Annotated in this window: 15 protein-coding genes and 5 pseudogenes; 13 read left to right on the forward strand and 7 right to left on the reverse strand. The window is 60.7% G+C overall.

Annotated features, from left to right (window positions below; all coding sequences use genetic code 11):
* Positions 1–106: 106 nt before the first annotated feature.
* From QN219_RS14410 to QN219_RS14420, 3 genes are all read left to right on the forward strand, one after another.
* Positions 107–2,806, forward strand: coding sequence for a bifunctional acetate--CoA ligase family protein/GNAT family N-acetyltransferase (locus QN219_RS14410; RefSeq protein ID WP_284000403.1), 2,700 nt, complete (start codon positions 107–109; stop codon positions 2,804–2,806).
* 75 nt (positions 2,807–2,881) lie between these two features.
* Positions 2,882–3,709 carry a universal stress protein gene (locus QN219_RS14415; RefSeq protein ID WP_284000404.1) on the forward strand — a complete coding sequence of 276 codons (828 nt, stop codon included), beginning with the start codon at positions 2,882–2,884 and terminating at the stop codon, positions 3,707–3,709.
* Between the two features lie 199 nt (positions 3,710–3,908).
* Entirely contained in the window at positions 3,909–4,742 is an 834-nt protein-coding gene (locus QN219_RS14420; protein ID WP_284000405.1) for a universal stress protein, read from the forward strand.
* Between the two features lie 58 nt (positions 4,743–4,800).
* On the opposite strand, the gene QN219_RS14425 is transcribed toward QN219_RS14420, so the two are convergent.
* Positions 4,801–5,256: a pyridoxamine 5'-phosphate oxidase family protein gene (locus QN219_RS14425; RefSeq protein WP_284000406.1), complete on the reverse strand. Its 456-nt coding sequence runs from the start codon at positions 5,254–5,256 to the stop codon at positions 4,801–4,803.
* Positions 5,257–5,392: 136 nt separating this feature from the next.
* On the opposite strand from QN219_RS14425, the gene QN219_RS14430 reads away from it, so the two are divergent.
* The 3 genes from QN219_RS14430 to QN219_RS14440 all read left to right on the forward strand — a co-directional run bounded on the left by QN219_RS14430 (position 5,393) and on the right by QN219_RS14440 (position 9,360).
* Positions 5,393–6,070 (forward strand): BON domain-containing protein, encoded by a 678-nt coding sequence (locus QN219_RS14430; RefSeq protein WP_284000407.1) that lies wholly within the window; start codon positions 5,393–5,395, stop codon positions 6,068–6,070.
* A 116-nt stretch (positions 6,071–6,186) separates the two neighbouring features.
* Entirely contained in the window at positions 6,187–6,582 is a 396-nt protein-coding gene (locus tag QN219_RS14435) for a hypothetical protein (RefSeq protein ID WP_284000408.1), read from the forward strand.
* Positions 6,583–6,708: 126 nt separating this feature from the next.
* A complete protein-coding gene (locus QN219_RS14440) occupies positions 6,709–9,360 on the forward strand; it encodes an HAD-IC family P-type ATPase (RefSeq protein ID WP_284000409.1) in 2,652 nt (883 codons plus the stop codon).
* Positions 9,361–9,424: 64 nt separating this feature from the next.
* Here the strand turns inward: QN219_RS14440 and QN219_RS14445 are convergent.
* The 4 genes and pseudogenes from QN219_RS14445 to QN219_RS14460 all read right to left on the reverse strand — a co-directional run bounded on the left by QN219_RS14445 (position 9,425) and on the right by QN219_RS14460 (position 13,719).
* Positions 9,425–10,497 (reverse strand): annotated as a pseudogene (locus QN219_RS14445) (NAD(P)-dependent alcohol dehydrogenase).
* Between the two features lie 109 nt (positions 10,498–10,606).
* On the reverse strand, positions 10,607–11,449 hold the full coding sequence (locus QN219_RS14450; protein ID WP_284000410.1) for a universal stress protein: 843 nt from the start codon (positions 11,447–11,449) through the stop codon (positions 10,607–10,609).
* A gap of 181 nt (positions 11,450–11,630) precedes the next feature.
* Positions 11,631–12,881, reverse strand: a complete 1,251-nt coding sequence (locus tag QN219_RS14455; protein ID WP_284000412.1) for an MgtC/SapB family protein — start codon at positions 12,879–12,881, stop codon at positions 11,631–11,633.
* 160 nt (positions 12,882–13,041) lie between these two features.
* On the reverse strand, positions 13,042–13,719 hold the full coding sequence (locus QN219_RS14460) for a YoaK family protein (protein WP_284000583.1): 678 nt from the start codon (positions 13,717–13,719) through the stop codon (positions 13,042–13,044).
* A gap of 205 nt (positions 13,720–13,924) precedes the next feature.
* On the opposite strand from QN219_RS14460, the gene QN219_RS14465 reads away from it, so the two are divergent.
* A complete protein-coding gene (locus tag QN219_RS14465) occupies positions 13,925–16,249 on the forward strand; it encodes a heavy metal translocating P-type ATPase (protein ID WP_284000413.1) in 2,325 nt (774 codons plus the stop codon).
* Positions 16,250–16,335: 86 nt separating this feature from the next.
* Positions 16,336–17,046, forward strand: coding sequence for an NAD(P)H-dependent oxidoreductase (locus QN219_RS14470; protein WP_289624136.1), 711 nt, complete (start codon positions 16,336–16,338; stop codon positions 17,044–17,046).
* 85 nt (positions 17,047–17,131) lie between these two features.
* Here the strand turns inward: QN219_RS14470 and QN219_RS14475 are convergent, their stop codons facing one another.
* The gene (locus tag QN219_RS14475; RefSeq protein ID WP_284000414.1) at positions 17,132–17,284 is read right to left on the reverse strand and encodes a hypothetical protein; all 153 of its coding nucleotides are present in this window, start codon (positions 17,282–17,284) and stop codon (positions 17,132–17,134) included.
* Positions 17,285–17,355: 71 nt separating this feature from the next.
* Here QN219_RS14475 and QN219_RS14480 point away from each other — a divergent pair, with 71 nt between their 5' ends.
* The 4 genes and pseudogenes from QN219_RS14480 to QN219_RS14495 all read left to right on the forward strand — a co-directional run.
* A complete protein-coding gene (locus QN219_RS14480; protein ID WP_284000415.1) occupies positions 17,356–17,646 on the forward strand; it encodes a hypothetical protein in 291 nt (96 codons plus the stop codon).
* Positions 17,647–18,392: 746 nt separating this feature from the next.
* A complete protein-coding gene (locus QN219_RS14485) occupies positions 18,393–19,064 on the forward strand; it encodes a pentapeptide repeat-containing protein (RefSeq protein ID WP_284000585.1) in 672 nt (223 codons plus the stop codon).
* A 181-nt stretch (positions 19,065–19,245) separates the two neighbouring features.
* A pseudogene (locus QN219_RS14490) lies at positions 19,246–19,553 on the forward strand (helix-turn-helix domain-containing protein).
* Positions 19,550–20,206, forward strand: a pseudogene (locus tag QN219_RS14495) (hydrogenase 4 subunit B); the annotation flags it as partial. The pseudogenes QN219_RS14490 and QN219_RS14495, both read left to right, overlap by 4 nt.
* A 98-nt stretch (positions 20,207–20,304) precedes the next feature.
* On the opposite strand, the pseudogene QN219_RS14500 reads toward QN219_RS14495, so the two are convergent.
* Positions 20,305–21,647: pseudogene (locus QN219_RS14500) on the reverse strand (ferric reductase-like transmembrane domain-containing protein).
* 307 nt (positions 21,648–21,954) lie between these two features.
* Between QN219_RS14500 and QN219_RS14505 the strand changes: the two are divergent.
* Positions 21,955–22,986 (forward strand): annotated as a pseudogene (locus QN219_RS14505) (zinc-dependent alcohol dehydrogenase family protein); the annotation flags it as partial.
* Positions 22,987–23,187: the final 201 nt, after the last annotated feature.

A 23,187-nucleotide genomic window follows, 5' to 3' on the forward strand; every position in this document is an offset into this window, starting at 1 on the left:
ATTGAGGAGAGTCAATTTCCAGGCAGGGATTGCCTCGCTTTGAGCGCGATCAACGCGCCACCGGCACACCGCGATATCCTCGTCAAGGAAGACTGGAGATGGCGCCATGAGCATTCGCAACCTTCATCACGCCATCAATCCGCAGTCGGTTGCACTTGTCGGCGCCTCAAATCGAGCCGGGTCGCTTGGCCGGGTAGTCATCGAGAACGTGCTCGCGGCCGGGTTCAAGGGAGAAATCTGGCCGGTAAACCCAAAACATGATCAGGTGGCAGGCCTTCGCTGCTATCGCCGAGTCGCGGACGTTCCAGGCGTCCCCGATCTCGCGGTCATTGTCACGCCGCCGACAACGGTTCCCGCGCTCATCCATGAGCTGGGCGTAAAGGGAACGCGAGCGGCGGTGGTCATCACGGCGGGTCTCAATGCCGATCAAGGATTAAGACAAGGGATGCTCGATGCAGCAAAACCATTTCTCCTTCGCATCATCGGTCCCAACACGGTAGGCCTCATCGTTCCGTCCGCGAAGTTGAATGCAAGCTTCGCGCATTTGCAGGCACAGCCAGGCGGAATTGCGCTACTTTCGCAATCCGGAGCGATCGCGACGTCGCTGATCGACTGGGCGGCGGACAACAATGTCGGCTTTTCAAAAGTCATTTCCCTCGGCGATATGGCTGATGCCGACGCCGGCGACTTTCTCGACCTTCTGGCTGGAGATCGCGAGACGCGTGCGATCGTCATGTATCTCGAGACCGTTCCCAACCCCCGGAAATTCCTGTCAGCCGCTCGCGCCGCCGCTCGGGTGAAGCCGGTCGTCGCAATCAAGGCGGGCCGACACGTCGAGGCAGCGAAAGCGGCCGCCACGCATACTGGAGCGCTTTCAGGTGCCGATCAGGTCGTCGACGCGGCCCTGCGACGCGCCGGTATCTTGAGGATCGAAGGCCTTGCCGAATTGTTCGACGCGACCGAAACCATCGCGCGTTTTCCTCCTCTTCAGCGCAGCCGTGTCGCAATCGTCACCAATGGTGGCGGAGCCGGGGTTCTCGCTGTGGATCGACTGGTCGACTTCGGGTGCGAGCTCGCGGAGCTTTCGCCAGAGACTATTCGCGCACTCGACCGGATCTTGCCCGGCAATTGGTCGCGCGCCAATCCCGTCGACATTGTCGGCGATGCGGCGCCCGAGCGCTACAGGGGCGCGATCGAGCTCGTCGCTCACGACCCAGGAGCGGATATCCTGATCGTGATGAATTGCCCGACCGGCCTTGCCTCGCCCGTCGATGCAGCAAGCGCTGTCGCCTCGCTGGCGCAGTCGGGCACCATCTCAGGCAAGCCTGTCTTGACGTGCTGGTTGGGCGGCCAAACCGCCCGTAACGGTCGTCAAGTACTACAAGAGGCCGGATTGGCGAGCTACGACACCCCTTCCGACGTCGCCTTGGCCGCTTCCTACCTTGCTCGATGGTCGAAGACGCAGGAGGGCCTGCTGCGGGTGCCCTCGAGGAAGAGCCACGAAACGCCCTTTGATCGCGGCTCGGTGCAATCCATTTTCCGACGGGTTGCGGCCGAAGATCGCTGGATGCTGAATGAAGCGGAAGCCAAGGCGGTGATCGCAGCTTACGGCATTCCCATTCCTCAGACCTTCATTGCAAAGTCACCGGCAGAGACGGAACGAGCCGCCGCTACGCTTCTTCAAAAAGGTTCGAAAGTGGTCGTCAAACTGGTATCGAAGTCGGTCACGCACAAATCCGATGTGGACGGCGTCGTCCTTGACATCCCGGCCCCCCTCGCCGCTCGCGAAGCTGCCGAGAGAATTGCTGCGCGGCTCAAGGCGCACGACCCGGCTGCCGTAGTCGACGGATTTACGGTCCAGCCGATGATTGAACGCAAACATGCGTGGGAACTGATCCTGGGCATCACCCGAGATCCGATCTTCGGTCCGGTCATTCTATTCGGATCTGGAGGTGTTTCCGTTGAAGTGGTCGCAGACAGCGCGGTCGCGCTTCCCCCGCTCGATGCCGTGCTTGCGGGCGACCTCATTGACCAGACACGCGTCGGGAAGCTCCTTGCCGGCTTCCGCAACCAGCCGGCCGCAGATAGGAAAGCGATCTGCAGAGCACTTACGGCGCTATCACAAGTCATCGTCGATTTCCCCTGTGTGTTGTCGATGGATATTAATCCGTTGGTCGCCAGCGCCGAGGGCGTCATCGCGCTTGACGCGCGCATCGAAATAGACCCGCAGGCAATCGCGCGCCCCAGTCCCAATCGCGATCTCGCGATCCGCCCATATCCGAGCGATTGGGAAAAGCAGATCGGGCTCGCGGGGCGTGTTTATGAGCTGCGGCCGATCAGACCGCTAGACGCTGCTCTCTATCCTGCCTTCCTGGCAAAAACGTCCGCGGCTGACATCCGATTTCGTTTCCTGGCATCCCGCGGTCACTTCAACGACCAGATGCTCGTGAGGCTGACGCAGATCGATTACGAGCGCGAGATGGCTTTCGTCGCGCTCGATAATGAAAGCGGCGAGCTTGCGGGAATCGCTAGAATTTACGCAGATCCCGATCACGAGTCCGCGGAATATGGCTTGCTAATCAGGACCGACTTGCAGGGGCATGGTCTTGGCTGGGCTCTCCTCGCTCTCCTCAAGGACTATGCTGCGGCCGATGGCCTGCAACGCCTCGAAGGTCTCGTTCTAAGTGACAATGCGAAGATGCTCAGAATGTGCCGCGAGTTTGGATTTGCGATTTCGTCGCACCCCGCCGATTCAACCCTGAGGATTGCGACACTGGCGCTGCAGCCTCAGGCGGGAACTTCTTGACCGGGATCAATGTGTCGGCCCACATCTGGCGTAGATTGGCTTTCAGAATTCCACACGGTCTGGGAAACCAGAGCAATGACTTACAAGTCAGTTCTTCAAGTGCTCGATGCAAACCAGTTTGAGACGGACCTCACAGAGGCGGCAGATCTCTGCGCCGCCGCCAACGCTCATCTCTCGGTACTCCTGGTGAAGGTCGCGGCTCCACTTCAGTTCGGGGACCATGCGGGCCTCTCGGTCGCGTGCTTGGACATGCGGATGGACGAGTTCGAACAGCTCGACAAGGCCGTTGTGGCGGCGCGAACGAAGCTCAAGGACGTCGGAATATCGTTCGATGTCGCCGGCGAGTACATCGAGACTGCATGGGACAATAACCTCATTGGAGAGCGGGCACGCTACGCAGACGTTACATTGATCGGAACCGGAATGGATCCCGCATTGCGGACGCGCTTCATCGAGGGCGTGCTTTTCTGTTCGGCGCGCCCCGTCCTGCTTGCTGCCCATCGCCAACCGGTTACGTTGCTTCCGAAGAAGATTTTGCTGGCGTGGAACTCAAGTTTTGAATCCACAAGGGCGGCCCGCGAAGCGCTCGACATGATGAGAAACGCCGAAAGCGTACAAGTCGTGTTGGTTGACCCGACGGCGGCGTCTCGCCGCAACGGCGAGGAACCTGGCGCGGATGTTGCGACTTATCTTGCCCGCCACGGCATCAAAGTGACCGTCGATCGGCTTCCTAGCGCAGGACGCCGGGTCGAGGAGGTTCTCAACCAGCATGCAGTTGAGACCTCCGCCGATTTGATCGTCATGGGCGCATACGGACACACACGTCTTCGCGAGAAGATATTCGGCGGTGTCACCAAAGCAATGATCGAGGCACCGATTGTGCCGATGTTGATGGTCCGCTGACATTCCCCACAATGAAACACAGGCACTGCTACTAATGCCGGCTGCTGACAAGCAAACTCGCCGCACTCGACCGATTCAAGACTGCAGCACTGGCGCTGCAGTGCCACGCGGGAGCTTCTTGACCGTGATCAAAGCAGCCGTCCTCACCCCGGCGTAGATTATCTCCGAAAGTTACAATTGGCTTCGGAGGAGCAATGCAATGACATACAAGACAATTCTCCTGGTACTCGACGCTGAACGCCATGAGAACGATCTGACAGCGGCGGCAGATCTCTGCACGGCCGCCGATGCGCATCTCTCGGTTCTCCTGGTCAAGCTCGCCGCCCCACCTCCCGTTGGAGAGTTTGCGGCAATGTCGGTCGCCTGGCTCGACGAGCGGGCCCGCGACAAGGAGCAATTGGACAAGGCGGTGGAGGAAGCACGAGCCACTCTGGAGGGCCTCGGAATCTCCTTCGACGCCAACGGCATGTACTCGGAGATGGCATGGGCCGACGACTACATCGGGGAGCGGGCACGCTACGCTGACGTTACACTGATTGGTGCCAGTCTGAAGATGGATTCGCCGTTGCGATTGCGTGCCATAGACGGCGCGCTCTTCTATTCGGCGCGACCAGTTCTGCTCGCAACCAATCGTCAATCCGTCACCCTGCGTCCGAAAAGGGTTCTTCTCGCATGGAACTCGACTATTGAAGCCGCGAGGGCGGCCCGCGAAGCTTTGGAAATGATGGAAAGCGCGGAGGAAGTGAATGTCGTGCTGGTCGATCCGGCCGCGGCGTCAGCCAAAAACGGCGAAGAACCGGGTGCGGATGTTGCCACCTACCTTGCTCGCCGCGGCATTAAGGTAACGGTCAACCGGCTTCCGAGCGCGGGACGCCGGGTCGACGAGGTTCTCAACCAGCACGCACTCGACACCTCCGCCGATCTGATCGTGGTTGGTGCATACGGACATACACGTCTTCGCGAAAGAATATTCGGCGGCGTTACCAGGGCGATGATCGAGGCGCCCATTGTACCGGTGCTGATGGTGCACTGAACATTCTCAGTCACATCGAAATAAGGCGCCGTATAGAACGGCGCCTTATCATTTGCCGTCATGTCTCACGTTCGTATGCGGCACGGCCGGTCATTTCGTCGATATCGACGCAGAAGAAGACATGCTGCGAAGCGGCGGCTATCTCCGGTTTGCCCGGCTTCAGCCCGCCCGGCTCCCACCAATTTGGCCGCGCCTCGAGTAGCGACCAGGCATGTATGCACTCTTGGTGCCACTGCCCCTTAGACGGCAGCTCCTGGTAACGGCCGAACACAAGGACGCTTTTCCACTGTCGCTCACCTGAAAACTCTTCGATTTCAAGGCACACATGCGGGTTCTCGCGCATCCACTCGATCTTTTGGCCAGGCATGGAAAAGCCGTAGAGGCATTTCCCGGCGAAGGCATAGGTGATGGGCACGATATACGGCCTGTCTTCCTTGCAGCAGGCAAGACGAGCCACGTGACCTGTCTGAACCACGCTGTTGCATTCGTGACGGGACATTTCCTTGATAAACATCGGTCTGTCCTTTCTGCCAGGTGACCAAGCTAACCTTCGATCCGGTGATCCGCTTTGATGTGCCTCAATGACCGCGAGCCGCGTCTGGGCGATACTCTGCTCCACAGTTTACAACGCTCTCGGGTGGAGGAGAATCATGAACAAGGACGTTCGACTGCGCCAGGACATTCTGGACGAACTTGAATATGAGCCGAGTATCGATGCTGCCAATATCGGCGTTGCCGTCGAGGACGGAATCGTCACACTTACCGGGCACGTCCGCAGCTATGCGGAAAAACACGCCGCGGAACGCATCGCCGAACATATGAAGGGCGTTCGAGCAATCGCGGAGGAGATCGAGGTGCGCCTACCGGAGCACAAGAAAACCGCCGATGACGAAATTGCCGGCCGCGTTCTGAAAATCCTCGCTTGGGGAGCTGCGATTTCCGCCCCTGAGGACATCCACGTGAAGGTCGAAAAAGGTTTCGTCACGCTTGAGGGCACCGTCGATTGGCATTTCCAGCGCTCTGCGGCCGAGAACTCGGTTCGAGTGCTGACGGGCGTCACTGGCATCGACAACCAGCTCAGGATCCGCCCAAGGATGAATGTGGTGGATGTCAGGCATGGCATCAAGGAAGCCTTGAAACGCAACGCGCAGACCGAAGCCGAAAACATCGATGTGGAGGTCTCGGGCAGTCACGTCATATTGCGCGGAACGGTGCAGAGCCTGCGAGCACGCGTCATGGCGGAACGCGCTGCCTGGTCAGCTCCGGGCGTGACTGCCGTCGAAGACCACTTGAGGATCGAGGATGCTCGAGTGCGCTTGGGTGCCTGAACGCGAGCGACCGTGGGCGCAACAGCTAAATGCGCCGGAAATAGGCATGCTCCGGATCGGCTAGTATACAGACCACCAGGTTCGCAGCCATCAAGCAACGACATGAGGGAGCTATAATGCACGGGACTAATTCGCATCCCACACCTGCCTTTGGGCTTGGTTGGACATCAATACCGGCCCCGTTCGAGGGTCCGAACGTCCTTTTCTCGCTCGGTCGTCTTCAGGCCGACGCGTTCAGCGCAATGCTTCGATATCAGATCGAAGCGTTATCGTTCCTAAAGAGCCGCTGTGAGCAGGATCTACAGTATCTGCAGGAAATCTGGTCACCTGCTCACGTGAAGGACTCTTTCGATTTGTGGTGCAGCTTATGGCAAAATGCCTGCCTCGACTATTCGAAGGAAGCAGGCCGAATGGCAGATATCGGCGCCAGCACTGCAGCCAATGCGGCAAAGCGCGCGCATGGAGGAGAAAAGCTGTTCGCGGACAATCTCGCGGTCCAAACGGTCGTTTAGCCGGGTGGCGCCACGGGGCGTCTGAAGCAACAACGTTCGAGAAAGAGCCAGGCTCGCGTAACCGGGGCGCATTTCATGAACTCAGCAACGTTCGTTGACACTGCACCTCACGTTCAAGACGCTGCGATGGATGACGACCTTTCTACTGGGCTTGGTCAGAAGGAGGCGGAGGTCCGGCTCAAGCAATTTGGGCCGAACATGCTTCCCGAGCCACAGGCGTCCTCCCTTTTCGCAACGTTCTTGCGCCAGTTTCGCAGTCCGCTGATTTACATCCTGCTGGCAGCGACGCTTGTGTCGCTCGCGCTGGGCGACGTGCGCGACGCTCTGTTCATCGGAATCGTCCTCGTCGCGAACGGTGTCATAGGCTGCATGCAGGAGCACTCGGCCGGCAAGGCGGCCCTCGCGCTGCGCAAACTGGAGCAGCCAAAGGCGACCGTGGTCCGCGACGGACACGTGCAGGAGATCGACGCCCGGCTCCTGGTGCCGGGTGATCTGGTCCTGATCGAAGCCGGCGGCCGCGTGCCGGCGGACCTCCGGATTCTGTCGGCGACCGATCTTGTCTGCGACGAATCCCTGCTGACGGGAGAATCGGCACCGGTCCATAAAACCGCGGTGGATATTGACGCCACTGCCGCGGTGAATGCCGGGCACCTGGCGTTCGCGGGAACGCTCGTCACGCGCGGCCGCGGACGAGGGACAATAGCAGAGACGGGTGCGGCTACTGAGATTGGAAAAATCGCGGCCGAGATCGGCAAGGCGTCCGTCTCCAAGCCCCCCTTGATGATCAGAATGGAACGCTTTTCGCAGTTCATCGCCTGGGTCGTCGCTGCTGCTGTAGTGCTTCTCATTCTCGTCGGGATCGCTCGGTCGATGTCGCCGAGTGATCTCTTCATGATGTCCGTTGGCCTGGCGGTGAGCGCGATTCCGGAAGGGCTGCCGATAGCGATCTCGGTCGCGCTGGCAATCAGCATGCGGCGTATGGCGAAAGCACATGTCATCGTGAGGTGGATGCCGGCCGTGGAAGCGCTTGGCTCCTGCACGATGATCGCCACCGACAAGACAGGCACCCTGACGCTCAACGAGTTGACCGTAACGGATATCCGGCTGCCGGATGGCACTGGTATCGTCTGCGATACTGGTGCTGATCTGGACGCCTGCACGATCCGGAGCGATGGAACTCCTCCCGCGGAGGCGCGAGAACGCGCCATTGCCCTGTTAAAGGCGGCTTCGCTGCCGAATGAAGGATCGCTCACCCGACAAGACAACGGCTGGACCGCCGTCGGCGATACGGTCGACATTGCATTGCTGGCAGCGGCGTACAAGGCAGGGCTGCCGCGCGAGGCAATCGAGGATGACTACCCTCTCGTCGCCCGGATTCCCTATGAGCCGGACCTGAAATATGCCGCTTCATTTCACCGACACGGCGACAGCATCCGCATCTTCGTCAAAGGCGCCGCAGAAACCCTGATCGACATGGCCGATCGGATGGATGTGGCTGGCCGCGCCGAGCCGATCGATCGGGAAGTCCTTCTCCGGCAAAAAGAAGAGATGGCCGCGCGCGGCCTTCGAGTGCTTGCCTTTGCGGAAGGCGAGACGGCAATCGAGGCAGATGGAGGCTTAGGTCGTCACCTCCTCGTCGATCTCGTCTTCCTGGGGCTCGCCGGAATGCAGGATCCTGTGCGTCCGGAGGTACCGCAGGCAATTCGCGATTGCCACTCAGCAGGGCTGGACGTCGCGATGGTGACTGGCGACGACCCCAAGACCGCAGCGGCGATCGCCTCGGGGGCCGGACTGATCTTCACCGAAGATCAGGTAGTCACCGGCGAAGCTGTGCGCCGGGCTGAGGAGAACGGACAGGAAAGTCTCGATACCCTGACCCGCCACGGCCGCATCTACGCACGTGTGGCTCCTTCGCAAAAACTCGCTCTCGTCCTCTCGCTCGCGCGCAACGGCCACTTCGTCGCCGTCACGGGCGACGGCGTCAACGACGCACCCGCGCTGAAGCACGCGCATATTGGTGTGGCGATGGGGCGAAAGGGCACGGAGGTGGCCAAGGAGAGCGCGGACATCATCATCACCGATGACAACTTCGCTTCGATCGTCAGCGGAATCCGCGAGGGCCGGGTCGCCTATGCGAATATCCGCAAGGTCATTTTCATGCTGATGTCGACAGGCGCCGCAGAATTGCTGCTCTTTCTGCTGGCAATACCTCTCGGCTTGCCGATGCCCCTTCTTCCCGTGCAATTGCTCTGGCTCAACCTTGTAACCAACGGCGTTCAAGACATTGCTCTTGCCGGTGAAAGTCCAGAAGGTGACGAACTTGGCCGCGCGCCACGCAGGCCGTCCGAACCGATCTTCGATCGGCTGATGATTCGGCGCATATGGCAGTCCACGCTCGTCATGGGAGCCGGCGGTTTCGCGATGTTCTATGTTCTGCTCGAGCAGGGCTACGGCGAGAGCGAAGCCCGCAATCTGCTGCTGTTGTTGTTTGTGCTTTTCGAGAACTTCCAGACGCTCGCGAGCCGCTCCGAGCGCAAGTCCGTCTTCCAGCTTGGCTTGCTTGCCAACCCGCTTCTCCTTCTCTCAATCGCAGCGGCCCAGGGCCTTCATATCGCTGCGATGTACACTCCGATCCTCAGAGAGACCCTGCAAGTTTCACCGATCTCGTTCTCAGAGTGGGCGCTCCTGCTTGGTGCAGCATCGTCTGCCCTCCTAGTCGTGGAAATTGACAAGTGGCGGGCTCGCCGCAGGCCTCGCGGACGATCTCGCGGGCAATGAAGATATGGCCTGCGACTCCAGTTCCCTCGGGGCTTTACAACTCAGTCCTGCGCCGATGGAAGCATCATGGAGTAATCGCGACCTTTAGCACCCCGTCACGCTGGTTTGCAAAAAGGTCGTATGCCTCCTCGATTTGGTCCAGCTTGAAGCGGTGGGTCACCAGAGGACGCGTGTCGACACGGCCGGATGCGATCACCTCCATCAGACGACGCATGCGTTCCTTACCTCCCGGGCAGAGGATGGTCCGGATAGTATGGTCTCCTAAACCTGCGAGAAAGCCGTCGAGTGGAATTCTGAGATCACTTGAATAGACGCAAGAGACGACAGCGTACCTCCGGGCCTAAGGACGCGAAGCGCACCTTCGAAGGTGTCCTGTCGACCGAGCGCCTCAATAGCTACATCTACGCCACGCCCGTCGGTCAGACGCATGATTTCCTCAACGGGGTCACAAGCTTTGAAATCCACAACATGGTCCGCTCCCATGCGGCGGGCCATCTCCATGCGGGCCGGAACGCTGTCAACCGCGATAACCGTCGTTGCGCCGATTAAACGCGCACCCGCTGCAGCACACCATCCAATAGGCCCCTGCGCGAATACCGCCACCGCGTCGCCAACGCGGACGGCACCGCTTTCCGCCCCGGAGAAGCCCGTCGACATAATATCGGGGCACATCAGCACCTGCTCGTCGGCCAGGCCGTCCGGCACCGGAGCCAGGTTGGCCATGGCGTCAGGTACGAGGACGTTCGGCCTGCGAACCGTCGATGGTGTTGCCAAACTTCCAGCCGCCCGTGCCTTTCCAGCCGTGTCTCGTGCCGGGGCCATCCTGGCCATGGCAGCCGCACAGGGCCGCATTACTGTGGCCTGAGGTGCAGATCGCCCCGGAGATCACACGCTGACCCTCCCTGTATCCCTGCACGGCGGACCCGAGCTTCTCGATCACGCCCACCGGCTCGTGGGGCCTATCGTGAGGCCGGGTGCGACCGGGTACTCACCCCTCAGGATGTGGACGTCGGTACCGCAGATTGTGGTGGTCGTGATCCGCACGAGCGCGTCGAGCGGACCGACGTCGGGGATCGGCTTCTCGTCAAGTACAATGCGACCAGGCGCGACGAAGATTGCGGCTTTCATCTTAGGCATGACGACCTCCTTCTGCGTGCGCTGTCAGCCTCAGCGGGACCAACAGGATCGGCACCGGCATGAGAACCCAAATGCGCTCAGACCCTGAACTGCAGGTCGGTCTTTGCAATCAGTATGCCATGAACAGCGGCACGGGGCTCTGTTTCAGCAGAGATTGAGTGACGCCACCGAATACCAGCTCGCGCAGCCGCGAGTGGACGTAGCCGCCCATCACAATCAAATCGGCATGGATCAGCGTTGCATGTTTGCGCAGCGTCTCGGCAACGTCGCCTTTTACGACCGGCAGAGTTTGCGCCTCCACGTTCACGCCATGGCGGCTGAGGTGTAGGGCGGCGTCAGCACAGGTGGGGGTGGCAGGGAGGCCCTTCTCTCCCGTCACGGCGACCACCTTTACGGCCTCTGCGGCCCGCAGGAACGGCAGAGCGTCGGCTGCCCCTCGGGCAGCCCGGCCGCTGCCATCCCAAGCTACGATAATTCGCTTGGCGCAGAATACATCCTGCGTGGCCGGGACCACGAGCAATGGGCGCCCGGTTTCCATCAGCAGGGCTTCGATCAGCCCCCGGTCGACAGCGAGAGATTCGGATTCTGCATCGACGATCGTGAGGTCATGCAGGCGGGCTTGCGTCCTGAAGGCTGCGAGCAGCTCGGGATAGCTGAGATGCGGGCTCTCGATGGAGCAGGCAACACCCGCCGAGACAGCATGGGCCTCTGCGGTGCGCGCGGCAGCCTGGGCAAGGGAATGAAGCCGCTGGTTCTCTTCCCGGACGAGACCGGCGATAACCTTGCTGACCCCGGCGCTCGACAGAGTGAGCTTAATCGAAGCAGCCTGGATAGTGGCATGCGCACCCGCCTGCTGCGCAAGAGAAATACCGTAAGCCAGCGCGGACGAGGTTTCGTCAGGGCCGAATTCCTTCGTCAGGCCAATCAGTATGCTTTTGATGTTCTGGACCATGTCGATTCCTCCGACCTGGGATCCAAACCGAGACCTCCCGAAAGAAATTAGGCCGAAATACAAGGACAGCAATTGATCTAACGCAACATCTCATATGAGAGGGGTTGCTTCGCGGGCTAACGCGTGCGGAATCCGACCCGCTTCCCCGATCTTGTTCGATAACGGCGGGTCCTCCACGGAATTAGCGGGCAATGACGAAATAAACCGCGACTCCGGTTCCTCCGGCGAGAAGCGATATAGCAGCGAGCGATATCCAATACCGTATTGTTCCGGACGCCATCGCCACCAACACCCTTCCGCCTGCGTTTGCGAGTACCGCAACGAGCACTGCGGCTCCGACGATCTGCAGCGGTACCGCTCCGCCTCCAGCGCGAAGCGCTGTCAGTATCGCCACATCGACGTCGAATACCCCAGACGCGGCCGAGATGCCGATCAAGCTATTGTCGCCCATACCGGTCATCAAGGCTGCGCCGGTCGTCGCAGTCAGGGCAAACAGACCTGCAAAGATAAGAAGCGGAAAGAGTTCAAACGGATTGCGTGCGGTGATTGGTTCGTCGGCGGGAGGTGCACTCTTAACCATCAGGGCGGCACCACCCGCAGCAAAAATCAACGCCGCTGCAATTATTGGCAGGACAACTTCAGGAAAGACCGGCGGAGAGATGACAAGAATTACCGTCAACACTCGCAGTAGCGAGACGACGGCGGCGATGCTTGCGGCCCCAGCCAACGGCCCCGGCTCCTCGCCAGAGCGTGCCTTCTGCCCAAAACTGGCTGTCACGGCAGTCGATGAAACGATTGCCCCCACCAGCCCGCCCACCACCAGTCCTCTTGACGGGCCAAGTAGGCGAACCGCGACGTAGCCAACAAATGAAATGGTGGCGCTCAGGACCGTGAAGAACCAAATTTCACGTGGATTGAAACCACCCCATGGGTCAATGGCATGGTTTGGAAGAAGAGGCAGCCCAATGGCGGTCATCGCCGCCAGCACGAGAGCCGAACGCAGTTCGATCCATGACAGCTTCTTGAGAAGATTGTGCATTAGCTCGCGGCTGGCGAGCACGCCAGCGAGTGCAGCCGCGCCCGCCGCCGCCACCCTGTAGTCGCCAGTCACCGCCAATCCGCCGAGCGCAAAAACCGCCAATCCGGCAATGACGCCGGTGACGCTGAAATCCTCATCGTGCCGCGCTTCGCGCAGTTTGAACCAGGTGAAACTCAGCGCGAAGCTCATGAACCCTGCGGCAAAGATAAGGTGGCTTCGCTGCGCATCGGACAGTGCCGCCAGGATCCCGCCAAACAGACCCGAAATGCCGTAGGTGCGGATGCCTGCCGTGCGGCTGCCTGCCGGCGCTTCCCTTTCCCGCCATCCACGCTCGAGCCCCACGAGTAGACCTATTGCCAGAGCAAGCCCCAGACGGAGAATAAGAGGTTCCATTCACTGCCCCCGTGCAATGTTTTGATGTCGGCTTTCCTGAAAGCGCGCAAGTGTTGCGCCATCTACTCCGGGTCAGGTTGAAAGCACATCCGATTTGGAGCAGACGGGCAGCGAGCGGCTTTGCAAATGGGTTATGGGCAAGATTCCACGCGGATAACCACTAACGGTGCTGAATGAACCTACTTTGCCAGCGACGGGGTATTTGGATCGCGACTGCTGCCAATAACAGGGCTGCAGCCGACGGCACCCATAGGCCCAGGCTTCCTATTTCTTGCACGAGGGCTGCCCCTGAAATGGCTCCTGCCATCATGCCGAGCCACGGCACTATTTGGATGACCCAATGCGTGTTGCGGATGCCCATCGCCCAGCGTCCCAACCCTCGTCCGAAGCGCGACAGTGCCCCGGTAACATATGTTAAGCCAACCGGCAGCCCTTCGATCTGCTCGACAGAGGCGTTGATCGCTCCCATCGCCAGAACAAGCATAAGGAACCGGAGCTCTCTCTGATCGGCTAACAGGGCTGCGCATGCGAGCAGAACGGATACGAACAGCAAAACAGCATGCGGCCTGAACCTGATCGAGACCATCACTCCCACGGCGTTCCCTATCACGAAGGTGATCAGGCCCCCGATGAGAAGTACTCCCCGCGCGACGTCGGCCTGGATCAGGGCGACGGAGGCGCGAGTCGTGTTGCCACTCATGAACGACACAAAATCCCCGAGCGACATAAGCCCCATGGCATCGGTCATGCCTGCGAGGAACGATATTGCAGCGACAAGCGCCAAACCAACAGAACTTCTCTGACGCTTAATGATGCGCCGCCGCCGCTGCACCGTCATTTGAGATGATCCAAGTGAACCCCCGCCAAGTAAAAGCAAACCCGGTCCGGAGTTGCAAGCTTTCGATGCGCTGCGAACGGCGGCGCCCATTCCCGTTGTCATGCGCTTTCTTTCCTCGCCGGTGGCGTTCTTGCGGGACATTGCGCGGAATCATGACAACGGTCCTGGGATCCAATATCCTTCACGAGATCTGTTGGAGAGTACCTTGACGAGGAGCGGAGATTTCGAACCGGTTTGGCAAGGGGGAGAGCTGGGCAAGCGCCTTCTCCTTGCCCTCATCGCTGTAGCCTTGCTCGCTGGCACAGTCACCTGGCTCGCGGGCCGGCCCGACCTCAGCGCCGCGTCCTGGGCTGCCGGCACCGCGATGATCCTGGCGAGCCTCCTTACCGACATCGCGATCAGTCTCGGGAGGAAGGAATTCGGGCTGGACCTCATCGCGGCTCTCGCAATGGGCGGCGCCCTCATTCTCGGCGAATACCTGACCGGCAGCATCGTCGCACTGATGTACAGTGGTGGCGAGGCGCTCGAGGACTTCGCTCAAAGGCGCGCACGCCGAGAACTGACAGCGCTGCTCAACCGGGTACCGCACACCGCCGTGCGTTACGCGGATGGGCAGTTGCAGGAGGTTTCCATCGAAGAACTTAATCCTGGCGACCGAATTCTGGTACGCCGTGGCGAGGTGGTGCCGGTCGACGGAAATATGCTGGATGGCATCGCCGTGCTGGACGAGTCGGCCTTGACGGGCGAGGCAATGCCGATCCGGCGCCGATCCGCCGAGCCAGTGACGAGCGGCACGACAAACGCCGGCGATGCCTTCGAAATGGTCGCCTCAAGCGCGGCGAGGGACAGCACCTATGCGGCAATCGTCAGGCTAGTGGAGGCGGCAAAAGCCGCGAAGGCGCCCATCGTTCGGCTTGCCGACCGATATGCGCTGGGCTTTCTTGCGGTCACGCTGCTCCTCGCCGGCGGCGCCTGGGCCGTGAGTGGCGAAGCGATCCGGGCGCTCGCCGTCCTCGTCATTGCGACACCGTGCCCCCTCATTCTCGCGGTCCCGGTGGCGATTATCTCCGGTGTCTCCCGCTGCGCCGCCAAAGGCGTGCTCGTGAAGGGCGGAGGCGCCCTTGAAACGCTTGCCCGCATCAAGACGGTGATCCTCGACAAAACCGGGACGATTACCGACGGCCGGGCCCGTCTTATCGAGGTTAAGTCCCGCACCGATCTCGACCCTTTGGAAGTGCTGCGTCTGGCCGCATCGCTGGATCAGGGCTCACACCACGTCATCGCCCGCGCACTGGTCGCAGCCGCACGGGAGCGGGGGTTGCGGCTGGCCGCACCATCTGGATCCCGTGAAGAGGCGGGCTCCGGCGTGACCGGCCGCATCGACGGCCACGAGATTGCGGTAGGCGGCTGGGATTTCGTCAGCGCCAGGATCGAGGAGACCGCCTTCTCGCAAGACATCCGGCAGTGGATCCGGAGGGATGGCACCGTCTCCGTGCTCACCGCCATGGACGGAGTTCTAGCGGGCGCGTTTCTGCTTGCGGACGAAGTCAGGCCGGAGGCCGGCAGCGTGCTGAGGCGATTGCGCGATGCCGGCGTCGACCGGATCGTACTTGCGACCGGGGATCGCACAGAGCTCGCGGAAAGCCTTCAGTCCTTCCTGGGGCTGGACAGCGTTGTGGCCGAATTGAAACCGGAGGACAAAACTCGGATTGTGGAAGCGGAAGGATCGGCAGGACCGGTGATGATGGTGGGCGATGGCGTCAACGACGCGCCGGCTCTCGCGGCCGCCGACGTAGGAGTAGCCATGGGCGCGCGCGGGGCGGCTGCCTCCTCGGAAGCGGCGGACGTCGTGATCCTGGTGGACAGGCTCGATCGCCTCGTCAGCGCTATCCACATCGCGCATAGGTCACGCAGCATAGCCCTCCAGAGCGTCTATATGGGGATGGGCCTGTCCGTCGCCGGCATGCTTGCGGCCGCCTTCGGCTACCTGACACCGGTTCAGGGCGCGCTGCTGCAAGAAGCAATCGACGTCGTCGCCATCTTGAATGCGCTGCGGGCGCTCGCAGACCCTCTGCGTGACTGGCGGAAAACAACACACTTGTCGCATTTGGAACTCCTGGAACTCGAAGCCGAACATCGGGCCCTGCTGGATGTGGTGGATGAGATCCGCCATACGACCGACCGTATCCAACGTGCTTCTGAATCTGAAGTTCGCAACGAGCTTGCAGACCTGGACTCCTTGCTGCGACGATATCTTCTTCCGCATGAGCGGCGGGACGACGAGGAACTCTATCCACGACTGCGCAGGCAAGCAGGCACGCCGGATGCCTTCGCCGGCATGAGCAGGACTCACATAGAGATCCTGCGTCAGGTCCACAGCTTGACTTCCCTTCGAAAGGCCCTCGGCGACCATGGCCCAAGCGCGACGCAGCGCTACGAGATCGAGCGGCTGCTTCACGGGCTCGAAGCCATCACACGGCTACATTTTGCTCAGGAACAGGAAATCTATCGGTTGCTGGAGGGCGAGTAGTCGACCCATTACTGCGCTCGCGATCACCGTGCCGATTGCGCGACATCAAAGTTCTCTGCGCCCGATCTGCCCAAGATATGTGAAAGTTGAAGTTGCAGATGGCCGTCATGGGCCGCAGAGAGATCGTCAGCGATTTCGTTGCCAACACAGACGTCACCAGCCGCTTCTCCGGGCGCGAACAAATCGCAGTCTTCTGGCAGATAGGAGGAGTTCCAGTGATTAAGCGCATCGCAGTGATTCAGGGCCATCCAGACCCCGCCGGGCATCACCTCCTGCACGCAATGGCTGACGCCTATGTCGAGGGTGCTGCCGCGGCAGGACACGAGGTCCGCCGCATCGAGGTAGCAACGCTCGAGTTTCCGCTGCTGCGAACCCAACAGGATTTCGAGACGGGAGCATTGCCGTCCACGTTGGAGCAATCGCGAGAGGATATGCGCTGGGCAGAACACTGGGTCTTTCTATTCCCGCTTTGGCATGGAACGATGCCGGCCCTGCTCAAGGGCTTCCTTGAGCACATCTTTAGGCCCGGCTTTGCGATGGAATACAAGAAAGGCGGTTTCCCCAAGAAGCTGCTTGCCGGGCGCTCGGCCCGCATAGTCGTTACCATGGGAATGCCGGTGCTTCTGTACCGGTGGTATTTCGGCGCATATGGCGTGCGCAGTTTCGAACGCAGCATGTTGGGCTTCGCCGGCATCAAACCCATTCGCGAGAGTTTCTACGGTCTCTCGTTTGCCGATGAGAAGAAGCGCTCTCGCTGGATCGGAGACATGCGCGACTGTGGCAGACGCGCCGGCTGATTACTCCAACTCAAAGCGCGCAAGCTTCTTCCGACTGGTATGGTCGCTGGCAGCGCCGATGAGCCGGTCTCGTTCTCTTGCAGCTTCAGAAAACCGATTGGGAGCCTGCAGGCGCGCACTCAGCCAGCATGTTCTCCCCTGTGGCAACGAGGTCGCTCGAATGCTGCACCGGGCCGGATCGTTCGAGATAACTCCACCAGAGGCTCGCACTGGCACATTCGAGTTTGAGCTTGATCAAGGAGTCTTCCCCATCGGTGTAGCATAATGTTGCGTATCGGAGCCCAGATCCGCATGCCAGGAGGATCACAAATGCCCCTGAAATTGATTAGTGGAATGATGAAGGCGTCTGGTGACGACGGGCTTCTGATCATGGAAAGAGACGTCGGAGGCGACGAAATCGTTCTTGTCACGAAGGAAGCACTGCTCGACATCGCCGATCCGCCGCTTTGTAACGAGTGCCGCCTGCAGGAGTACATCGCAGTCTTCAGCGATATCGCTTCCAAGAAGTTCGACTGTCAGGAGTTCACGCCCGATAGGCGCGTCGCAATATCCGGAACTGATGTGTCTGACTGGAAGGCTCATCATCCGGACGCGGCTTGAGCATCGATGTAAACCATAGCCAGCGACGCGAACGCGCGGTTGTTGGTGAACCAAAAGGACGCGGCTGCAATGTATCGAACGCGTGGTCCCCAATGCGCCATCGCCGTTGCTCTCGTTTTGACGGTCATCGGCGAGAGCGCCGCGGCCGATCGAGCCCGCGGGCGTAGCATAGCCCAGCGCTGGTGCAGCGAGTGTCACGTCGTTTCACCCGGGCAACTTCACGCCTCTGATACCGTTCCGACATTCGCTCAGATCGGTCAGGCGGAACAATTTAACGAGACCCGCCTTTCCGCTTTCTTGGCCGCACCCCATCACTCCCGTATGCCCGATCTCTCGTTGACACGCTCCGAGATTGCCGATCTCGTCGCGTACATCAAGGCGCAACGACCTTAGCCGATCGGGCCAAGGGTGCAGTGAACATTTGGAGGCAGGAGGTTGCCGTTGGCCGCCCCAGTTGCGGCCAAATCGTAGCGACTTCTTGATGCTCGCCCCGATTGACGCGGAACAAGATGCCAAGGGACAAAATCGGGCACTCTACTCTAGAGACATGGTCGGCGGTGGCTTTCACAAGTGCCGACAGCAGTCCTGAAAAGCGGTCAAAAAATCACAGGTAGAACGCAATGAAAATCCATGCCGAGGCTCTCAAGCATTTTGCCGATGTTCATGCCGCGAGCGTCGGTCGCTCTGTCGATCGGACGCATGCCGCCGGCAAGCGCAGGGCCTCGATCCCGGTACTCCTCACCTTGATGCTTGGCCCAGCCGTGCTTGCCCTGGTTTGGGCGAGTCCCGCGGCGGCCGTGCATTGCAGGAATTCACCCGCGCCCGGGCTCGACTGGACCGACTGCAATAAGAGCCATCTCATCCTCAGGGGCGCTAACCTTGAAGGCGCTACCCTCCTTGGCGCCGACTTTACTCTCACCGACCTCCGCGACGCCAATCTCAAATCGGCAAATCTCGAAAAAGCAAAACTAGTGCGCACGTCGCTCGCTGGAGCAAAAGCCGAAAAGGCAAACTTCGATCGGGTCGAAGCTCACCGAAGCATTTTCGTTGGAATGTCTGCGGAAGGCGCTTCCTTCGCGAACGCCGCCCTGCAACGCGCCGACTTCAGCCGAGCGCATCTCACCGGAGTCAATTTCGAGAAAGCCGAACTCGGGCGCGCCAAGTTCGTCGGTGCGAAATTGAAGGGCATCCGGTTTTCGCGTGCCAATCTTTCCCGCGCTGATCTCAGTGGGGCAATCATCGAGGGACCGATCGCATTCGACCATTCTGTCCTCTCTTTGACGAGGATCGAGGGAGTGGACCTCTCGGCAGCAACCGGCCTCCAGCAAGCACAGATCAATTTGGCATGTGGTGACACTGCGACGAAACTGCCGCCTGAACTTACCGTCCCAGCAACGTGGCCCTGCGACTTCGACTGAAAGTCCTTTGTCACCTCGGTATCCCGGCGGCGGAGGCCCCGCTTGCGAGCCGCAGGATGTTGGCAATCGGCTCCTAAGTCTAGAAACGTCCCGTGCATCAGAATATTGTTTTGAACCATCAATTAGAGAGGTGCTAGATTCCGATTATCAGAGCCAGAGCAAGACAAGCGATGGTCGAAGCGTGATTACCGCTGCTCAATTGCGGGCCGCCAGGGCCCTTCTCGGGATCGACCAGCGTCAGCTCGCTGAACTGGCCGGGATCTCGGTCCCGACCATCCAGCGCATGGAGGCAAGCCCTAATGTGGTCCGCGGTAACGTGGATACGCTCTGATGCGGCTGCTGGCTGCTCTCGATACCGCCGGCCTCGAACTGATCAACGAAGGAACCGTGAGCGAGAACGGTGGGCGCGGCGTGCGGCTGAAGGCCGTCGGCAGCGCCAAACCCCCAAGCCCGGCGGAAGCGGACGCGGCGCGGGGGGACCGCCCATGACGTCGGTCCTTGCCTTGCTGCTATGTGTGCTGGCTTTTCTGGCGACGGCGGTTCTGGCGGTCTTCATTGCACGAGCAAGCCAGTCAGCCTCGATCATTTACGGCATCAGCCTCATCGTCTCGGCGATCGCCTACGCGACCGCGGTTACTGAGCTTTTCGCGACGGTCTCGCCTGCCAGTCCCGCAGCACTCGTCCTCCCCCTCGGCCTGCCGTGGCTCGGCGCCCATTTCCAGGTCGACGCACTTGCGGCATTCTTCCTCGCGGTCGTCGATCTCGGCGGCCGGTCTATACGCGCTCGGCCACGGCTGCCACGAGCACGTGCCTGAGCGCGTGCTGCCGTTTTTCCCGGCCTTTCTCGCCGGCATGAATCTAGTGGTGCTGGCAGCCGCCGCCTTCACCTTTCTGCTCTCCCGGGAGTTCATGTCGCTGGCCTCGCGGGCGCTGGTGATGTCGCACCATCGCGACGCCGACAACCGAAGCGCAGGCTATCTCTATATCGTCATGGCAAGCTTCGGCGCGCTGAGCCTGCTGCTCGCCTTCGGCCTCCTCGCGGGTCCCCCCGAAGCTACGATTTCGCCGCCATACGCGCCGTCGAACATACGCCGGCCGTAGCGGCGATCACGATCGTCCTGCTGCCACTCGGCGCCGGCTCCGCGGTGATGGGCATCCTGTACGCGCTGATGGATGCGGGCGAGGTGCAGAAGCGGTCAAGCTGAATTGGGCTTCGCTCGATGGTTTTCCTCAAGATCCTTCACCGCATCGCGAACAGTTCCTGGTGGAAGCTCGGTTACAGGCAGTCCCTGCGCGGCAAAATCCGCTTCGCCGAAGCCTGCCGGTCCACAGAACCAGATGCTGGCCTCGCGCCATTCGGGCACGGCGGCGCGGATACGATCGCAGTCAGCAGTCCGTCACGGGAGTCGACCAGGACGTGCAGATGGAGATCCGCGGCCTCCGCATCCGCCCTCAATTTGGCGAGGGCCACTTCGTCATACTCGGCGGTGGAATGAAACAGGTCGATTAACGGGAATCCTTCTTGACCCGGATATGCCCGCCGCTCCAAAGCGATATGCTTCATGCCGGCGATGAAGGGCGTGATTCCAATGCCACCCCCGATCCAGATCTGCCGCGGCTTGCCGTTGTTGAAGGTGAAGCAACCATATGGCCCTTCAATCCTCACATCCTGCCCGACATGCAGCTTGTCGCGCAGCCGACTGGTATGGTCGCCCAGTTCTTTGGTGACGAAGGTAATCCGCCGATCCTTGTCGTTCCATGCGGACGCGATTGTGTACGGGTGCGCACCTTCCGCCGTATCGGAGGTCGCAAGGGCGAACTGGCCGGGCTTGTGGCCGGGCCAGCCATTCGGCACCTCGATCTCGGTTTCAAGCGCGCGCACGCCCGGATAGTACTGGAGCGACGAGATCTTACCCTGAACCTGCCGATCCGCACCTACGCGACGCAGCAGCACAATTATCGCCGCGTAAGTGCCGGCGAATATGAGCAGCCCGACCACGATGCCGACGGGCGACGTCCAGTAGCTAAACTTCGTCAACACCACCGAGTGAAATACAAGCACCAGATATACCACGGCAAGCAAGCGATGTGTCTTGTAGAAGGGCCGGTAGGGGAAGCGCTTGATCAGCGCCAGTGTAATCAACAACACGGCCGCGTAGAATGCCCATTCCCCCACCGCTTCCGCGGAACCGCGCAGGCCCATGAAGAGCTGTTCAGCCGGGTTCTCAAGAGCCGGCCTTGCTCCGCGGGCCGGTCGCATAAGCCAACCAAGCTCGTCGCCCATTTGACCCCCTCGCTCCACAGCCAATGAACTACGGAGACGACGAGGGCGGTTATGCCAAGCCACTTGTGCAGGCGGTACATCTTATCCAGCCCGCCGAACCAGGCCTCCGGCCAGCGCGGTCGTAGCGCCAGGATCATTGCGATGCTCATCGCACCCGTGGCGATAACGCCGCTGTATTGAAGCATCGTTTCGCGAAACGCTTGGAAATTGGCCGGCTGGAAAAGGGAAGGCTCAGCCGCCAGCCACAGGGCGCTCAGCAGTGCCAGTATGCCCGACAAGGCACGTTTGATGTTCTGCATGATCGTCCTTCTCGAGAAGACACCAGCTGGGCATGCATACGGTAGTTCTCCCGCGCGTGTATTGATATGCGTCAACGGCCCTTTCACGAGGACAGCGCCAAGCCAACTGCACATGGGCGTAAACGCCACGGAGTGAAAGAGTGCACCCGCTCGGCCCGTATGCTTGGCGGGCGTAAAACGCCGCCGAGAGGCAGAGTTTTCCTGAAGCGGCGCCCTGCGTTGACCGACGTCAAAGCTCAACCGCAGCGGCGCGTGCACAATCAGTAAAGTCCACAACCGATCGCAAATAGTGCGAAGGAGAAACTTGATGAAGGCTCTCGTCTACGAAGGACCGGGACGGAAATTCCTTGCGGAACGGCCGATGCCCACGATCGCCACGGCGACCGACGCCATCGTAAAGATGACGAGGACCACGATCTGCGGCACCGACCTGCACATCCTCAAGGGTGACGTGCCGTCCTGCGCGCCAGGCCGCATCCTCGGCCATGAAGGCGTGGGGATCGTCGAGGAGACGGGCGCCGGAGTGACGCAGTTCACCAAGGGAGCCCGCGTCCTGATCTCCTGCATCTCCTCCTGCGGCAAGTGCGACTATTGCCGACGCGGTATGTATTCCCACTGCACCACCGGCGGCTGGATTCTCGGCAACACGATCGACGGGACCCAGGCCGAATATGTCCGCATCCCGCATGCCGACACCAGCCTTTATCCGATCCCGCAGGGCGCCGACGAGGAAGCGCTTGTCATGCTAAGCGATATTCTCCCCACAGGCTTCGAATGTGGCGTGCTGAACGGCAAGGTCCAGCCGGGCGGCACGGTCGCCATCGTCGGCTCCGGGCCGATTGGGCTGGCGGCGCTGCTAACGGCACAGTTTTTTTCTCCGGCCGAGATCATCATGGTCGATCTCGACGAGAACCGTCTCGAGGTGGCGAAACGCTTCGGCGCCACGCAGACGCTCAGGGCGAGCGGCGATGACGCCGTGCAGCAGGTTCTGGCGCTGGCTGGAGGTAAGGGCGTCGACACCGCGATCGAGGCGGTCGGCATTCCTGTCACTTTCGATCTTTGCCAGGAGATCGTCGCGCCAGGCGGCGTCATCGCCAATATCGGTGTCCACGGCGCAAAGGCCGATCTGCATCTCGAAAAGCTGTGGTCGCAGAACATCGCGATCACCACGCGGCTGGTGGATACGGCCACGACGCCGATGCTCCTGAAGACCGTGCAGGCGGGCAAGATCGACCCGAAAAAGCTGATCACGCATCGCTTCAGCCTCGATCGGGTTCTCGATGCCTACGAGACTTTTTCCCATGCCGCAAGCACGCAGGCATTGAAGGTCATCGTCGAGATCGCCGTGGATGCGCTTCCGGCGCGGACGACCGAAGAGCTGGGCATGGTCGGCTTGTCCGCATCGGGGGCTGCCGACGTCTGGAGTTGCGATCTCCTGACCCGAACCGGGCTCGTGCTCCATGTTCAACAGGTCCGCCCCGAGGACGAGACGCTCTTGGCGGAATTCTTCGCCCATGTGACGCCTGAAGACCTGCGCTTC

It is taken from the genome of Sinorhizobium sp. 8-89 (genome assembly GCF_030124325.1).
Lineage (GTDB): Bacteria > Pseudomonadota > Alphaproteobacteria > Rhizobiales > Rhizobiaceae > Sinorhizobium.

Bases quoted from the DNA above. Each gene is read 5' to 3' on its own strand.
- QN219_RS14410 (WP_284000403.1), top strand. From the start codon at position 107: ATGAGCATTCGCAACCTTCATCACGCCATCAATCCGCAGTCGGTTGCA.
- QN219_RS14415 (WP_284000404.1), top strand. From the start codon at position 2,882: ATGACTTACAAGTCAGTTCTTCAAGTGCTCGATGCAAACCAGTTTGAG.
- QN219_RS14420 (WP_284000405.1), top strand. From the start codon at position 3,909: ATGACATACAAGACAATTCTCCTGGTACTCGACGCTGAACGCCATGAG.
- QN219_RS14425 (WP_284000406.1), bottom strand. From the start codon at position 5,256: ATGTTTATCAAGGAAATGTCCCGTCACGAATGCAACAGCGTGGTTCAG.
- QN219_RS14430 (WP_284000407.1), top strand. From the start codon at position 5,393: ATGAACAAGGACGTTCGACTGCGCCAGGACATTCTGGACGAACTTGAA.
- QN219_RS14435 (WP_284000408.1), top strand. From the start codon at position 6,187: ATGCACGGGACTAATTCGCATCCCACACCTGCCTTTGGGCTTGGTTGG.
- QN219_RS14440 (WP_284000409.1), top strand. From the start codon at position 6,709: ATGGATGACGACCTTTCTACTGGGCTTGGTCAGAAGGAGGCGGAGGTC.
- QN219_RS14450 (WP_284000410.1), bottom strand. From the start codon at position 11,449: ATGGTCCAGAACATCAAAAGCATACTGATTGGCCTGACGAAGGAATTC.
- QN219_RS14455 (WP_284000412.1), bottom strand. From the start codon at position 12,881: ATGGAACCTCTTATTCTCCGTCTGGGGCTTGCTCTGGCAATAGGTCTA.
- QN219_RS14460 (WP_284000583.1), bottom strand. From the start codon at position 13,719: ATGACGGTGCAGCGGCGGCGGCGCATCATTAAGCGTCAGAGAAGTTCT.
- QN219_RS14480 (WP_284000415.1), top strand. From the start codon at position 17,356: ATGCCCCTGAAATTGATTAGTGGAATGATGAAGGCGTCTGGTGACGAC.
- QN219_RS14485 (WP_284000585.1), top strand. From the start codon at position 18,393: ATGCTTGGCCCAGCCGTGCTTGCCCTGGTTTGGGCGAGTCCCGCGGCG.